At 68.0% G+C, this 14,237-nt stretch carries 15 protein-coding genes and 1 tRNA gene; 9 read left to right on the top strand and 7 right to left on the bottom strand.

Annotation, left to right across the window (positions count from 1 at the left end; all coding sequences use genetic code 11):
* The first annotated feature begins 19 nt into the window (after window positions 1-19).
* The 4 genes from QP045_RS09195 (at window position 20) to QP045_RS09180 (ending at window position 4,344) form a co-directional block, all read left to right on the top strand.
* The gene (locus tag QP045_RS09195; protein WP_422514685.1) at window positions 20-883 is read left to right on the top strand and encodes an SDR family oxidoreductase; all 864 of its coding nucleotides are present in this window, start codon (window positions 20-22) and stop codon (window positions 881-883) included.
* Window positions 884-904: 21 nt separating this feature from the next.
* The gene (locus tag QP045_RS09190; protein WP_422514684.1) at window positions 905-1,378 is read left to right on the top strand and encodes an AtaL-like protein; all 474 of its coding nucleotides are present in this window, start codon (window positions 905-907) and stop codon (window positions 1,376-1,378) included.
* Between the two features lie 122 nt (window positions 1,379-1,500).
* Window positions 1,501-2,511 carry a quinolinate synthase NadA gene (gene nadA, locus QP045_RS09185; RefSeq protein ID WP_422514683.1) on the top strand — a complete coding sequence of 337 codons (1,011 nt, stop codon included), beginning with the start codon at window positions 1,501-1,503 and terminating at the stop codon, window positions 2,509-2,511.
* A gap of 120 nt (window positions 2,512-2,631) precedes the next feature.
* Entirely contained in the window at window positions 2,632-4,344 is a 1,713-nt protein-coding gene (locus QP045_RS09180; protein WP_422514682.1) for a DEAD/DEAH box helicase, read from the top strand.
* A 143-nt stretch (window positions 4,345-4,487) separates the two neighbouring features.
* Here QP045_RS09180 and QP045_RS09175 read toward each other — a convergent pair whose 3' ends face one another.
* Window positions 4,488-5,120, bottom strand: coding sequence for a L,D-transpeptidase family protein (locus tag QP045_RS09175; protein WP_422514681.1), 633 nt, complete (start codon window positions 5,118-5,120; stop codon window positions 4,488-4,490).
* Window positions 5,121-5,407: 287 nt separating this feature from the next.
* Between QP045_RS09175 and QP045_RS09170 the strand changes: the two genes are divergently transcribed.
* The 4 genes from QP045_RS09170 to QP045_RS09155 all read left to right on the top strand — a co-directional run bounded on the left by QP045_RS09170 (window position 5,408) and on the right by QP045_RS09155 (window position 8,467).
* Window positions 5,408-6,070 carry a murein L,D-transpeptidase catalytic domain-containing protein gene (locus tag QP045_RS09170; RefSeq protein ID WP_422514680.1) on the top strand — a complete coding sequence of 221 codons (663 nt, stop codon included), beginning with the start codon at window positions 5,408-5,410 and terminating at the stop codon, window positions 6,068-6,070.
* A 329-nt stretch (window positions 6,071-6,399) separates the two neighbouring features.
* Entirely contained in the window at window positions 6,400-7,245 is an 846-nt protein-coding gene (nadC, locus tag QP045_RS09165) for a carboxylating nicotinate-nucleotide diphosphorylase (RefSeq protein ID WP_422514679.1), read from the top strand.
* 62 nt (window positions 7,246-7,307) lie between these two features.
* On the top strand, window positions 7,308-7,742 hold the full coding sequence (locus QP045_RS09160; RefSeq protein ID WP_422514678.1) for a hypothetical protein: 435 nt from the start codon (window positions 7,308-7,310) through the stop codon (window positions 7,740-7,742).
* Window positions 7,739-8,467 (top strand): ribonuclease T2 family protein, encoded by a 729-nt coding sequence (locus QP045_RS09155; RefSeq protein WP_422514677.1) that lies wholly within the window; start codon window positions 7,739-7,741, stop codon window positions 8,465-8,467. The genes QP045_RS09160 and QP045_RS09155 overlap by 4 nt, the downstream gene beginning before the upstream one ends.
* Window positions 8,468-8,489: 22 nt before the next feature.
* Here the strand turns inward: QP045_RS09155 and QP045_RS09150 are convergent, their stop codons facing one another.
* The 6 genes from QP045_RS09150 to QP045_RS09125 form a co-directional block, all read right to left on the bottom strand.
* Complete coding sequence (locus QP045_RS09150) at window positions 8,490-8,924, bottom strand: DUF4112 domain-containing protein (protein WP_422514676.1); 435 nt, start codon at window positions 8,922-8,924, stop codon at window positions 8,490-8,492.
* Between the two features lie 5 nt (window positions 8,925-8,929).
* Window positions 8,930-10,405, bottom strand: coding sequence for an ABC transporter substrate-binding protein (locus QP045_RS09145; protein WP_422514675.1), 1,476 nt, complete (start codon window positions 10,403-10,405; stop codon window positions 8,930-8,932).
* A 39-nt stretch (window positions 10,406-10,444) separates the two neighbouring features.
* Window positions 10,445-10,530 (bottom strand) — tRNA-Leu (locus QP045_RS09140).
* A 69-nt stretch (window positions 10,531-10,599) separates the two neighbouring features.
* Window positions 10,600-10,878: an integration host factor subunit beta gene (locus QP045_RS09135; protein WP_422514674.1), complete on the bottom strand. Its 279-nt coding sequence runs from the start codon at window positions 10,876-10,878 to the stop codon at window positions 10,600-10,602.
* 138 nt (window positions 10,879-11,016) lie between these two features.
* Entirely contained in the window at window positions 11,017-12,726 is a 1,710-nt protein-coding gene (gene rpsA / locus QP045_RS09130; RefSeq protein ID WP_422514673.1) for a 30S ribosomal protein S1, read from the bottom strand.
* A gap of 265 nt (window positions 12,727-12,991) precedes the next feature.
* Window positions 12,992-13,615 carry a (d)CMP kinase gene (locus QP045_RS09125; RefSeq protein ID WP_422514672.1) on the bottom strand — a complete coding sequence of 208 codons (624 nt, stop codon included), beginning with the start codon at window positions 13,613-13,615 and terminating at the stop codon, window positions 12,992-12,994.
* A gap of 214 nt (window positions 13,616-13,829) precedes the next feature.
* On the opposite strand from QP045_RS09125, the gene QP045_RS09120 reads away from it, so the two are divergent.
* A complete protein-coding gene (locus tag QP045_RS09120) occupies window positions 13,830-14,150 on the top strand; it encodes an FYDLN acid domain-containing protein (RefSeq protein ID WP_422514671.1) in 321 nt (106 codons plus the stop codon).
* Window positions 14,151-14,237: the final 87 nt, after the last annotated feature.

Here is a 14,237-nt window from a genome sequence, read left to right as displayed (position 1 = left end):
GGCGCAAGGAGTGACCCCCATGACCATTCTCGTAACCGGAGCGAACGGCACCATCGGCCGCCATGTCGTCCAACAGCTCGTCCGTCGCGATGCCGATGTCCGCGCGCTCGTCCGCGATCCCGCAAAGGCCAGTTTCCCGCCCGGCGTCGATGTGGTCCAGGGCGACCTCCTCGACGTGGACTCGCTGCGCAGCGCCTTTGCCGGCGTCTCGACGCTGTTCCTGCTCAATGCCGTGGTTCCGGATGAATTCACCCAGGCGCTGGTCACGCTCGCCATCGCGCGCGAGGCGGGGATCGAGCGGATCGTCTACCTCTCCGTCATCCACAGCGACCTCTATGTGAACGTGCCCCATTTCGCCGGCAAGTTCGGGGTGGAGCGCATGCTTGAGCAGATGGGCTTCCACGCCACCATCCTGCGCCCGGCCTATTACATGGACAACGACGTCACGATCAAAGACGTGGTGACCGGCTATGGCATCTACCCCATGCCCGTCGGCGACAAGGGCCTCGCCATGGTCGAGGCGCATGACGTGGGGGAGGTTGCCGCGATCGAGCTGGTCCGCCGCGAACGGGCGTCGGCCCCGCTGCCGCTCACCCGCATCAACCTGGTCGGCCCGGATACGCTCACCGGCACGGACATTGCCGCGATCTGGTCGGACGTGCTCGGCCGCCCGATCGCCTATCCCGGCAACGACACCGCTGCCTTCGAACAGACCCTGCGTCAGTCGATGTCGGGGTGGATGGCCCTCGACATGCGCCTGATGGCCGAGCGCTTCCTGACCGACGGCATGATCCCCGATGCCGGCGACGTCGATCGCCTGACGGCGCTGCTCGGCCGCCCGCTGCGCTCCTACCGCGACTTCGCCGCCCGCATCGCCGCCTGACCCGCCCAAAGGAGACACGCCATGATCTATTCGACCGCCACCGTCGCCGTGAACCCGCCCGACGAACGCCCGCTCACCCGCGAACAGCTGTGGAAGGGGCTGGAGCGCAAGGCCCGCGACGCCCGCCTGTTCCTCCCGCCCGGCGTCTGCACCCGCTGTGACGTCACCGAGGAAAGCGCCACGCACTTCGTTCGCGAAGCCACCATCGCCGGGGACGACCTGCGCGAGATCATCGTGCTGGAGCCGCAACGCAAGGTGACCTTCTTCCAGGCGACCGGCCCGCGCGAGGGGGCGATCATCAACGAAGTAATCGAGGCTCCCGACGGCACCCTGCAGCTGCGCTTCTACTGCTACCTGGGCCTGCGCGACCGGGCACCGGGCGGGGCCGAGGAGCAGGCCGAGCAGGCGCAGTTCGACGGCGATACCGGCTACAAGGCGGCGCTCCTATCTACCCTCAAGCGCACCCGTGAGCTGCTGGCCGAGGGCTCGCTCTGAGCACCGTCCGGCGCGCCGGGGGGCGCTCCTTGCCCTTCGGCGCGCCGCAGCATCTTGCCGCACCCGCCGCAAATGGCCATGTGGGCGGCTTGATCGCCCGTATCGGGCGCGGGGGAGTTGGAATGGACGCACGCAACGGCATCGGCGGCACCTTGGCCGGCGTCGACCTGCTCGGAGAGATCGACCGGCTGCGCAAGGAGCGCAACGCCGTCATCCTCGCCCATTATTATCAGAAGCCGGAGATCCAGGACCTCGCCGATTTCGTCGGCGACAGCCTCGATCTCTCGCGCAAGGCTGCGGCCACCGATGCCGAGGTGATCGCCTTTTGCGGCGTGCGCTTCATGGCAGAGACCGCGAAGATCCTGAGCCCCGAAAAGATCGTGGTGCTCCCCGACATGGCCGCCGGCTGCAGCCTGGAGGACAGCTGCCCGCCCGAGCAGTTCGCCGCCTTCCGCGCGCAGCACCCGGACCATATCGCGCTCACCTACATCAACTGCTCGACCGAGGTGAAGGCGCTCAGCGACATCATCGTCACCTCGTCCTCGGCGGAAAAGATCCTGAGCCAGATCCCGCCCAGCCAGAAGATCATCTTCGGCCCGGACCGCAATCTGGGCGGCTATCTGGCGCGCAAGACCGGCCGCGATATGCTGCTGTGGCCGGGCGTGTGCATCGTGCACGAGGCGTTCTCGGAAACCGAGCTGCTCAAGCTCAAGGCCGAGCATCCCGGCGCGCCGGTTGCTGCCCATCCGGAATGCCCGGCGGTGATCCTCGACCACGCCGATTATGTCGGCTCGACCCGCGGCATCCTGGAATATGCGCAGACCGTGACCGGCGACACGCTGATCGTCGCGACCGAGCCGCACATCATCCACCAGATGGAAAAGGCGATGCCGGAGAAGCGCTTCATCGGCGCGCCCGGGGCCGACGGCAACTGCAACTGCAACATCTGCCCGTACATGGCGCTCAACACGATCGAGAAGCTCTACCTGGCGTTGCGCGACCTGGAGCCGCGGATCGAGATCGAGGAGAGCCTGCGCCTGAAGGCCAAGGTCTCGCTCGACCGCATGCTCGGCATGGCCAGCGGCACCATCGGCATGGGCGATCTGGGTCCGGTACGCGTCACCGGCGACTGATCGGAACAAGCCCCTCCCTCCGGCCGCCAGCGCGACCGGAGGGAGGGGATTTGCGGGAATCGCCGGGCTTTTGGCGCAACCGCCTTGTGCATTGCGGCGGAAAGCGCCATTTGGGGCCATATGCCCTTTGGTAAAGTTCCCGAACCGCTCGCCGCGGCGCTTGTTGCGCGTGGCTATGAAGCACCCACGGCCGTCCAGGCCGCCGTCGTCCAGCCCGAAGCCGAAGGACGCGACCTCGTCGTCTCCGCTCAGACCGGCTCCGGTAAAACCGTCGCCTTTGGCCTCGCCATGGCCCCGCAGCTGCTGGGGGAGGACGGCTCGATCGGCCCCGCCGGCGCACCGCTCGCCATCGCGATCGCACCGACGCGTGAGCTTGCGCTCCAGGTCGCGCGCGAACTCGGCTGGCTCTATGGCCAGACCGGCGCCCGCATCGCCACCTGCGTGGGCGGCATGGATCCGTCGCGCGAACGCCGCGCGCTGAGCCACGGCGCCCATATCGTCGTCGGCACGCCCGGCCGCCTACGCGACCATCTTGAGCGCGGCGCCCTCGACCTCTCGTCGATCCGCGCCGCGATCCTCGACGAAGCCGACGAGATGCTCGACATGGGCTTCCGCGAAGATCTGGAGCAGATCCTCGACGCGACGCCGGATGGCCGCCGCACGCTGCTGTTCTCGGCCACCATGCCGCGCCCGATCGTCGCCCTTGCCAAGCGCTACCAGCGCGATGCGCTCCGCATCGAGACGCTTTCGGCCGATCGCGGCCACGGCGACATCGCCTATCAGTGCGTCACCGTCGCCCCGTCCGACATCGAGCACGCGGTGGTGAACCTGCTGCGCTTTCACGAGCCGGACACCGCCTTCCTCTTCTGCGCGACCCGCGAAGCGGTCCGCCGCCTCCACGCCAGCCTGGTCGAGCGCGGCTTCGACGCCGTCGCGCTCTCGGGCGAGCACAGCCAGAACGAGCGCAACCACGCGCTTCAGGCGCTACGCGATCGCCGCGCCCGCGTCTGCGTCGCCACCGACGTTGCCGCGCGCGGCATCGATCTGCCGTCGCTCAGCCTCGTAGTGCACGTCGAGCTGCCGCGCGATGCCGAAGCGCTCCAGCACCGCTCAGGCCGTACCGGCCGCGCGGGCAAGAAGGGCATCGCCGCGCTGGTGGTCCCCTATCAGAAGCGCCGCCGCGTCGAGATGATGCTGCGCGGTGCCAAGATCAACGCCGAATGGGTCGAAGTGCCGACCCCCGAAGCCATCCGCGAGGCGGATCGCGAGCGCCTGCTCGCCAAGCTCAGCGACACGGTGGAGCTGGACGAAGAGGATCGCGCACTGGGCGCGCGCCTGCTCGAAGGGCGTGAGCCCGCCGATATCGCGGCCATGCTGGTCCGCGCCTATCGCGCCAAGCTGCCTGCGGCAGAGGAGCTCGTCGGCGGCAGCGGCGGCGATCGTGGCGAACGCGGTCCCCGCGACGACGGCCCGCGCCCCGGTTTCGAGGACAGCGTCTGGTTCCGCATGAACGTCGGCCGCCGCCAGAACGCCGACCCGCGCTGGCTGCTGCCGCTGCTCTGCCGTCGCGGCCACATCACCAAGGGTGAAGTCGGCGCGATCCGCATCGCCGCGGACGAAACCGCCTTCCAGATCCCGCGCGCTGTCGCCAGCCGCTTCGTGGCCGCGTTGAAGCGCACCGCGGGCGAGGGTGACGACGACCTGCGCGTGCTGCCGATGGACGGCCCGCCGCCCCCGGGCAGCACCGGCGGTCCGCGTCCGCATCGCGGCGGCCCGCCGCAGCACCGCCATCAGGCACGCCCGTTCCGCCCCCGCGGCGGCCCGCGCGGCTGAACCGGAAAAGGGGGCCTCGGCCCCCTTTTTTGTGTCGATCGCGGACCGACTGCATCGTTTCTTCAGGCGCCGCCTCGGCCAGCCCCGGCCGCTCCTTCAACGGCAGGGGGCTGGCGCCGGCTGCTTGGGGCAGAGGGTGGCCGTTACGGGGCAGTCGCGGTGCGGATGGCGCGGCCGGGCACAACGTCCTGCGACGCGGTCAGCGTGCCGCCCATCGAATCCCCGAAGTTCTCGGCCGGCAGCGGCGGCGACGACAGCGGGTCATAGCTGTCGTTGTTGATCGTCACCGTCGCGCCCATCGTGGTGGCAGCGTACAGCTTCTTGGCGAAGGAGGCGGGCAGGCGGATGCAGCCGTGCGAGGCCGGGCGCCCCGGGATATTCCCGGCGTGCAGCGCGATTCCGTCCCAGGTCAGCCGCTGCATGAACGGCATCGGCGCATTGTTATAGAGGTTCGATTTGTGGTCGACCTTCTTCTGAAGGATCTCGAACTGGCCCACGGGCGTTTCATGGCCGGGCTTCCCGGTCGAAACCGTCGAGACGGCGATCAGGGTGCTGCCACGATACACATAGGCGCGCTGGAGCGGCAGGCTCACGGTCACGGTCACGGGGCCTGAAGTATCGGCGACGTCCTGCCAAACATAATGGCCCGGCTTCAGCTCTTCACTCGAAGATATCTTGAACGGGGCGACGGCGTCCTGTGCCATCGCGGGCAATGCAGGAAGGCAAAGTGCCAGCGCTCCAGCCGCGAGCCATTCGCGGCAAGTTCCGATCTTCATGACAACCCTCGAACAACATTATGCGGTAGCGGGAAACAACCTTCGCCGTGCCGCTCCATGTCGGTATTAACGTTGTCTTCGCACTTTTGTGCCATTGACATGCTGCAAAGAATCTGCCGTCCCGATCTGGAACCTTTCGACCGGTGGCCTTTCCGAAACCGTGAGATGAACCGGGCCGCTGCCGGGGCGAACGGCGCCAGCGGACAGGAACTGTTTGGATTTCCACGCTAAAAGGGTCCTGGGCAGCGGATCGCCGCTGCTCGAGCGGGCTGAGGGCAGAAATCCACGTGAACACCATCGTCGAAAAGGCGCCGTCGCGCCGTGCATTCCTAACGTCAGGTCTCACCGTCGCCGGGGTCGCCGTCGCGAGCACCGCGTTTGCCAAGCCGGCGCTTGCTGCCGTCCCGGCGCAGGCACGCGCGCCGCTCACGTCGCCGCGCATGGTACGCCCGGCACTGTTCCGGGAAGCAATGGCCTCGCTTCAGTCGCACAGCAGCCGGATCGTAAACCGGGACCGGATGGCGATCGCCGATTTCGCCGCATCCTCGGGCGTGCCGCGGTTCCACCTCGTCGACCTGATCAGCGGGAAGACGACGACCCTGCTGGTTGCGCATGGCAGCGGATCGGATCCGGCGCACACCGGCTATTTGCAGCGCTTCTCCAACCAGAACGGCTCCAATGCCTCGAGCTCGGGCGCCTATCTCACGTCGAACTATTATGTCGGCAAGCACGGGCGGTCGCAGCGGCTGATCGGGCTCGATCCGACCAACAACAACGCACTGGCCCGTGCGATCGTGATTCACGGCGCCTGGTATTCCAACGCCTCGATGCTGAGCAAGCATGGCAAGCTCGGCCGCAGCCAGGGCTGCTTCGCGGTCGGCGAGAGCGAACTGGCGCAGGTGTTCGGCCACCTCGGCAACGACCGGCTGCTCTACGCCGCCAAGGTCTGATGCTTGCTGCCCCGGGCCACGCGCTCGGGGCTGTCCTACACGGCCGGGCTTTGCCAGGGTCGTTCCCGTTCCGCCGGGGAGGACCGCCATGACCACTATCGCACCTGTCTCATATGTCGCGCCGGCCGGTTCGGGTGTCATGCGGTGCACGGCCGCTTCTTGGCCTCACCTTAGCCTCACCTTCCGCGCCCGCCCGGGGCCCGCGCACCTCCCCGGCGCCGCTGCGGCCAGCGTTCCTGGCCTCACCTTAGCCTGAATTTCCGCCTTGCGGTGGCGCGCTGCGGCACGCTACCGCCCGCGCTTCCTCAAAGGTCCGGCGGAGAACGCGCATGCACTGGTCGCTCGAAGGCTTCGATCTCCAACGCTTCGTCCGCGACACGCTGGCCGAGGATCTGGGGGAGGGGGGCGACATCACCTCCGCGGCGGTCATCCCGGCCGATGCGCGGTTCGTCGGTGTCATGGACAGCCGCGACGCGATCACCGTCGCCGGCCTGCCCATTGCCGAGGCTTTCTTCCGTGCGCTCGATCCGGAGGTGGAGATCGAGGCGCTGGTGCAGGATGGCGACCGCGTGCCGGCCGGCTCGGAGCTGCTGCGTCTGCGCGGCAATGCGCGCGCGCTGCTGACGGCGGAGCGCTCTGCCCTCAACACCGTCCAGCACCTGTCCGGCATTGCGACGCTGACGGCGACCTATGTCGATGCGATCCGCGGCACCGGCGCCACCCTGCTCGACACGCGCAAGACGCTGCCGGGGCTGCGACGGCTGGAGAAATATGCCACCCGGATGGGCGGTGCGACCAACCACCGCATGGGCCTGTGGGACTCCGCGATGATCAAGGACAACCATGTCGCGGTCGCGGGCGGGGTCGAGGCGGCGGCGCGCCGCGCTGCCGACGCCGGTATCGCCTCGATCATCGTGGAGGTCGACCGGCTCGACCAGATCGCGCCCGCGCTCGCCGGCGGCGCCACCCATCTGCTCCTCGACAACATGGATCCGGAGATGTTGCGCGCGGCGGTGGCGGAGGTCGCCGGGCGGGTGCCGACCGAGGCGTCGGGCGGTGTCCGGCTCGACACGATTGCGGCGATCGCGGCCACCGGCGTCACCTATGTTTCGGTCGGCCGGCTGACCCAGTCCGCGCCCGCCGCCGACATCGGGCTCGACTTCATTACGGCCTAGAATTGCCGCTTGCCCGGCAAGGCCGCTCGGCTAGGTTCCCGGGACATCAAGGGGGAAACACGATGCGTCCCAAGTCCATGCAAATTTTCGACATGCTCTATCTGGGCGCGATCGCGCTCGGCCTCGTCAGCACCGCCATCGGCTGGAACACCATGAAGGAGGGGATGCAGGCGGATCCCCTGACCGCCGCGGTCGCCACGCCGGTGATGGTGGGCAGCGTGATCATCGGCTTCGGCATCTCGCTGCTGCTGTGGTTCTTCACCTCGCGCATGCGCAGCACCATCGCCAAGTGGATCCTGACCATCTTCTCTGTCATCGGCGTGCTGTCGCTGGTGTTCCCGATGCTGAACGGCGCGGCCCCAGCCGGCATCCCCGGCATCCTCAGCATCGTCTCGACCGTGCTGCAGGTCGCAGCCGTCGTGATGCTGTTCCGCCCGGACGCGGTCGCCTGGTTCCGGGGCGAGCAGGCCGGCGATCCGGCAAGGCCGTTCGAATGATCCGCCTCTGGCAATCGGCGGCGATGCTCCTCGCCGCCGCCCTTCCGGGCACCGCCCTCGCGCAGAGCACCCAGTGCAGCGTGCCCTCGGTCCTGCCGCGCCCCCGGCCGGACCTGCCGACCCCGCAGCAGCCGCGGCGCGACATCCCGATCGCCAGCTACACGCTCGCGCTCACCTGGTCGCCGCAATATTGCCGCGAGAAGGGCGGGCGCGACGACAGCTTCCAGTGCGGGCAGGGCAACCGCTTCGGCTTCACCCTCCACGGCCTGTGGCCGGACGGGTCGGGGAAGACGTGGCCGCAATATTGCAAGCCCGTCGCGCTGCTGCCGCAGGCGGTGGTGCGCAAGCATCTGTGCTCGACGCCCTCGGTCCAGCTGCTCCAGCATGAATATGCCAAGCACGGAAGCTGCATGGGCGTGACCCCCGCGACCTATTTCGCCCGGTCCGAAGCCCTCTACCGCAAGCTGCGCTTCCCCGACATGGATGCGCTCTCGCGTCGGCGTGGGCTGACGGCGGGGCAGCTGGCCCAGGCCATCGCCCGGGTGAACCCGGGGATCTCGGCCAACATGATGCGGGTCACGGCGACGCGCCAGGGCTGGCTGGACGAGGTCTGGCTCTGCCTCGACAAGCGGCTTCGCACTCGTGCCTGCCCGGCGCACCAGGGGGGCCTTGCCGCTAGTGCCCCGCTCAAGATCTGGCGGGGCGGCAGCGGCACCGGCCGCTGACGGTAATGCCTTCCCGGCGCGGTTACGGGTTGTCGATCGTGGCCGTGCCGGGGTGGTGCTTGTCCAGGTGGCGCTTGATGATGCGCAGGTTGCGGGTGTTCGACCGGAACAGCAGGTCGGGCACCGCACCCACGATCGGGATCAAGCCCAGCGCCCAGTCGACGCCGACGTTGCCGGCCATGCGGGCCATCTGCAGCTTGGACATGCCCAGGTTGCGGGCCTCCCACACCATGTAGCTGCCCATCGCTGCGCCGATGAAGCTGCCGCCCACCGGCAGCAGGTTGAAGACCAGATCCAGCCCGACGGGCACGTTGATGCCCGGGATCACGAAGCTGCGCTCCAACAGCCGCTCCAGCGCCACCAGCCGCTTGCGGACGGCGGCGGGGTCCCGGCCGACAGGCAGCACTTCGGCCAGCCGGTCGAACGCTTCGGGGGGGATGCGGGAGCTGCGGTTCATCGGCATTAGCTGGGGTCCCCACGGAGGTGATTCAACGGGTGCCAGGCGCGCGGGTTCCCGGTCCAGCCCCTCAGCCGGGGTGACACCAGCGACCAGCGCAGCGGCAAGGCGATCGGAATGTAGCTGGCATCGGCCGCCAGCGCCGCATCCGCCTCCGCCAGCAACCGCGCACGGGTCGCGGCATCGGGGGCATCGCCCGCCGCATCGATGATCGAGCGGATCGCCGGCTCGCAGGCGACACAGGCATTGTCGAGGAACCACCGCCCCGAATCGAGCGGTGCCACCTTGTCCACCAGCCGCAGGTCCGCATTGGCGGCATCTTCCGGCACGCGCTCGACGGGCAGGCCGATCGCACGAAGCGACCGCGCGATGGCGCCCCATAACAGGTTGCCGCCCGGTCCTTTGGGCAGGGCGACCCGCAGCGGCGGCATGTCCGGGTGGTCCGCCATCCAGACCGACACCCGCGCACGGGCCTGGGAGATCGCCTCCTCGCTCGGGATGGTGGGCCAGGGGAAGGCGGCGGGGGACGCCCCCGAATCGAGCTGGGCGGGCAGCACCGCCGTCGCGGCGGGCCACTCTTCTCGCACCGCAGCCGTGATCGCGCTCCGGTCGAGCGCCGCGGCGATCGCAGCGCGATTGGCCGGCACGGCAAGGAAGCCCTGCCGGCGCGCCACGGCGAGGCCGAACAACCCGGTTGCCGGGTCCACGCGGATGCTGGCCGGCGCCACCTGCGCGATCGCGAGCAGCGGCCAGTCCACCACGCCGCCGCCAAGCACCAGGTCAAGGTCACCGCGATTGAAGCGCAGCACCGCCCGCGCCGCCGTCTCCCCGCGCAGCTCCACCAGCTCCGCCCTCTGGACCGGGTTCTCTGCATCCTCGTCGCCGGGTCCGCGGACCGGGCGGAGAAGCTGGGCGCCGTTCGCCGGCCGCTCCAGCTCGAACGGCCCGGTGCCACGCAGCGTCCGAGCTTGGAAGATCGCCAGCTCCGGCTGGGCGAGCAGCTTGAGGAACTCGGGCTGCGGCCGCCGCAACCGGATCTCGACGACTTCCGGGGTCATCTCGACGATCTCGTCGACGAGCTGCAGCGCCGTGGCGAGCGGCTTGTGGTGTGCGGGCCGGACCGCCCGCCGCAAGGTGGCTACGATATCACTGGCGGTGACGGGGTTGCCATCCGGCCACCGGGCTTCGCCCAGCCGGAAGATGTAGCTCTGTCCGTCGTCGATGACGATCCAGCGGTCGGCCAGCGCCGGCTCCACCTGACCCGCGGCATCGAAGCGCACGAGGCCCTGCGCGGTTGCGCCCATCAGCACGCGCTCCGCAGGGGCGAGTTCTGCTCGGGAGGGGTCCGCGGTCCGTGCGGCTCCGCCGACGACGCTTACCGCCACGGCCGAATCGTCGGGGCGGCGGTCGCATCCGGCAAGCGTCAGCACCGCTGCGGCAAGCAACAGGCACGAGGTGCGGAAGGGGGGCAGGAACGTCATCGCTCCTTCCTGCCATCGACAGCGGCGGAGCGCCACAAGTGGTGCGGACGGCGGGACTCGAACCCGCACTCCTGTTCGGAAGCCGATTTTAAGTCGGCTGCGTCTACCGGTTTCGCCACGTCCGCACGAAAGGACGGGAACCGCAACGCGGCGGCCGCGTCAAGCGACGTCGTGCCCGCGCCGCCATCCGAACGTCAGACGTTCAGGCGCAGCCGCATTTCCTTGCCGGGTTTGAAATACGGGACGCGCTTGGCATCGACATCGACGGTCTCGCCAGTGCGCGGATTGCGACCGGTGCGCGCATCACGCGCGCGGGTCGAAAAAGCGCCGAAGCCACGAAGCTCGACGCGTCCGTCTTCCTTCAACTGCTCGACGATAGCGTCGAAGAAGACGGTGACGATCCGTTCCACGTCACGCGCAGAGAGGCCGGGGTTGTCGGCTACCAGGCGCTGTACGAGTTCAGATCGAATCATTTTCAGTCTCATCCATCCCGCCGGAATTGGCGATAGTATACGGTACGCGGGTGAAACGGACAGCTACTGCCGGATGGAACTGCGTGCAATATTTCTTAACATTGCCGCGGCGGGATGAATCCCGCCGCGGCACATGTCTTAGCGCTGCTCGTTGCGGGCCTTGAGGGCCTCGCCGAGGATGTCGCCCAGCGACGCGCCCGAGTCGGACGAGCCATACTGCGCAACGGCCTGCTTCTCTTCGGAGATCTGCATCGCCTTGATCGAGAAGGTCGGCTTCTTGGAGCGATCGAAGCCCGACACCATCGCGTCGAACTTTTGACCGACCTGGAAACGCTCCGGACGCTGCTCGTCGCGGTCGCGGCCAAGGTCGGTGCGCTTGATGAAGCCGGTCGCGCCATCGTCGCCAGCCTGCACTTCGAGACCCGCGTCGCGGACCTCAAGCACGGTGACCGTGACAATCGCGTTCTTGTTCAGGCGATCGCCCGAGGTCGCAACGCCAACCGCGGGTGCACCGCGCTCGAGCTGCTTCATGCCAAGGCTGATACGCTCCTTGTCCGGCTCCACTGCGAGCACGACGGCCTGAACCATCTCGCCCTTGCGGTGCAGGTTGAGGGCGTCCTCGCCCGAGATGCCCCAAGCGATGTCGGACATGTGGACCATGCCGTCGACGTCGCCGTCCAGGCCAACGAACAGACCGAACTCGGTGGCGTTCTTGACTTCGCCCTCGACGGTCGAGCCGACCGGGTGCTGCTCGGCAAAACGCTCCCACGGATTCGCCTGTGCCTGCTTGAGGCCCAGCGAGATGCGGCGCTTTTCCTGATCGACCTCGAGGACGATGACCTCGACCTCCTGGCTGGTCGACACGATCTTGCCCGGGTGGACGTTCTTCTTGGTCCAGCTCATCTCCGAGACGTGAACCAGGCCTTCGATGCCTGCTTCCAGCTCGACGAACGCACCATATTCGGTGATGTTGGTCACGCGGCCGGTCAGCTTCGCGCCGACCGGATACTTGACCGATGCGCCATCCCAAGGATCGCTCTCAAGCTGCTTCATGCCCAGCGAGATACGCTGCGTGTCGCGGTTGATGCGGATGATCTGCACGCGCACGGTGTCGCCGATGTTGAGCATCTCGGACGGATGGCCGACGCGCTTGTAGCTCAGGTCGGTGACGTGCAGCAGGCCGTCGATGCCGCCGAGGTCGACGAACGCGCCGTAATCGGTGATGTTCTTGACGACGCCGTCGATCACCTGGCCCTCGGCCAGCGACTGGATCAGGCCCGAACGCTGCTCGGCGCGGGTCTCTTCCAGGACTGCGCGACGCGACACGACGATGTTGCCGCGCTTGCGGTCCATCTTCAGGATCTGGAACGGCTGCGGGATGTCCATCAGCGGCGTGACGTCGCGCACCGGACGGATATCGACCTGCGAACCCGGCAGGAACGCCACGGCGCCCGACAGGTCGACGGTGAAGCCGCCCTTGACGCGGCCGAAGATCACACCCTCGACGCGTGCGGTCTTGGCGAACTCGGTTTCCAGCTTGTCCCAGGCGGCTTCGCGGCGGGCGCGGTCGCGGCTGAGCATCGCTTCGCCGTTCGCGTTCTCGACGCGGTCGACATAGACCTCGACTTCGTCGCCGACCTTCAGGTCCGCCTTCTGGCCCGGCGCTGCGAACTCGCGCAGCGGCACGCGGCCTTCGGACTTCAGACCTACGTCGATGACCGCGAGGTCGTTCTCGATGCCGGTGACGGTCCCGATGACCACACGGCCTTCGAAGCTGTCTGCCTGACCCAGGGTCTGGTCAAGCATTGCCGCGAAGTCGTCGCGGCTCGGGTTTGCCAAAGAGGCCATTAGAGTTCCTGGTTCCTGTACGTTTTTCCGGCCGGCCGGTTGGGTCCGGCGGTCTTTGACCGGCGTTGCCGCGGCGGCCGGATGCCGGTCGCGGCATTCGGCGCGCGGCACTAGCAAGAGCCTTCACATTGGAGATGCGAAAAAGGGCGCGTGAGGAATCACCTCCGCGCCGGGCCCCGCGAGCAACGCTCGTCGAACCATCCATATATACCGCAGGGCAAGGGAGACCGCAAGCTGGCGCAGGGGGCCGCTCCGCCCGCGTGGTTCAGGCCGCGACCTGGGCGTCGACGAGCTCGATCGCCCTCTGCACCGCTGCCTCGACCGAGAGGAAGCTGGTGTCGAGCGGGGCGGCATCGGCGGCCATCATCATGGGCGCATTCGCCCGGCTCGCGTCGCGTTCGTCGCGTGCGCGGATGTCGGCGAGCACGCGGTCGTAGGTCGTCGACGAACCCTGCCGCTGGAGCTCCAGGTGGCGGCGGCGTGCGCGGATGGCGGGCGTCGCCTTCACGAACAGCTTGGCGTCGGCGTCGGGCGCGATGACGGTCCCGATGTCGCGGCCGTCGAGGACGGCGCCCCCCGGCTGCGCGGCGAATCGACGCTGCCGCTGCAGCAGGGCGGCACGCACAAGCGCATGCGCGGATACGATAGAGGCAACCTTGCCGACCTCGTCGGTGCGCAGCCAGGGATCTTCCAGAAGGTGATCCTCGAACCCGCAGGCTGCGATTGCGTCGGCCTCCCGTTCAGGCGTCAAGGCATCCCGCAGCACCGTTGCGGCGACGGCGCGATACAGCAGCCCGGTGTCGAGGTGCGGAAGATTATAGTGGCGCGAGAGCGCCCGGGCGATGGTGCCCTTGCCCGATGCGGCGGGTCCGTCGACGGCGATGATCATGGCCGACCCCTTGCCGCAACCATGCGGGGCGTCAAGCCGCGGACGGGAAGGGCGCGCACGGCAGGTCGCAGATCCGGGTCGCCTCGCAGCACAGCCAAGAAGTCGGAAATGGTCGCGGATTTTGACAGCGCCCTTGCGCTATGGCAATGCGCCCGCCACTTCTCGGGACCACTCCCGATACCCAAAATCCCACACCGAAAGGCAAGAGCGGCACATGGTGAAGCCGGAATGGGGCACGAAGCGGACGTGCCCGAAATGCGCGACGCGCTTCTACGATCTTGGCAAGGAAGATCCCGTCACCTGCATCGAGTGCGGCGTGACGTGGAACCCCGAGCCGATACTGAAGTCCAAGCAGCCGCTTCCGTTCGAAGTTGCCAAGCCCGTCAGCGAGAAGGAGGCGGACAAGGACTCCGATCTCGGCGACGAGGATCTGGACATCGACGGTGAGGACGAGCCTTCGGCCGACGATGACGTCGATCTCGGCGGCGACGACGATCTGGGGGTCAACACCAAGGACGAAGACGAGGAGAATTGATCCTCGCGCCGGCTTTCAGCCGGTGTTCTGAAAAAAGGTGCGGCAAGCGTCGAATAGGCGCTTGCCAAACCAAAAGGGCCCGATTAG

This window comes from Sphingomonas sp. 3-13AW (assembly GCF_049311085.1).
Taxonomy (GTDB): domain Bacteria; phylum Pseudomonadota; class Alphaproteobacteria; order Sphingomonadales; family Sphingomonadaceae; genus Sphingomonas.
Note: the sequence above shows the minus strand (reverse complement) of the source record. Positions and strands in the feature narration are given on the sequence as shown.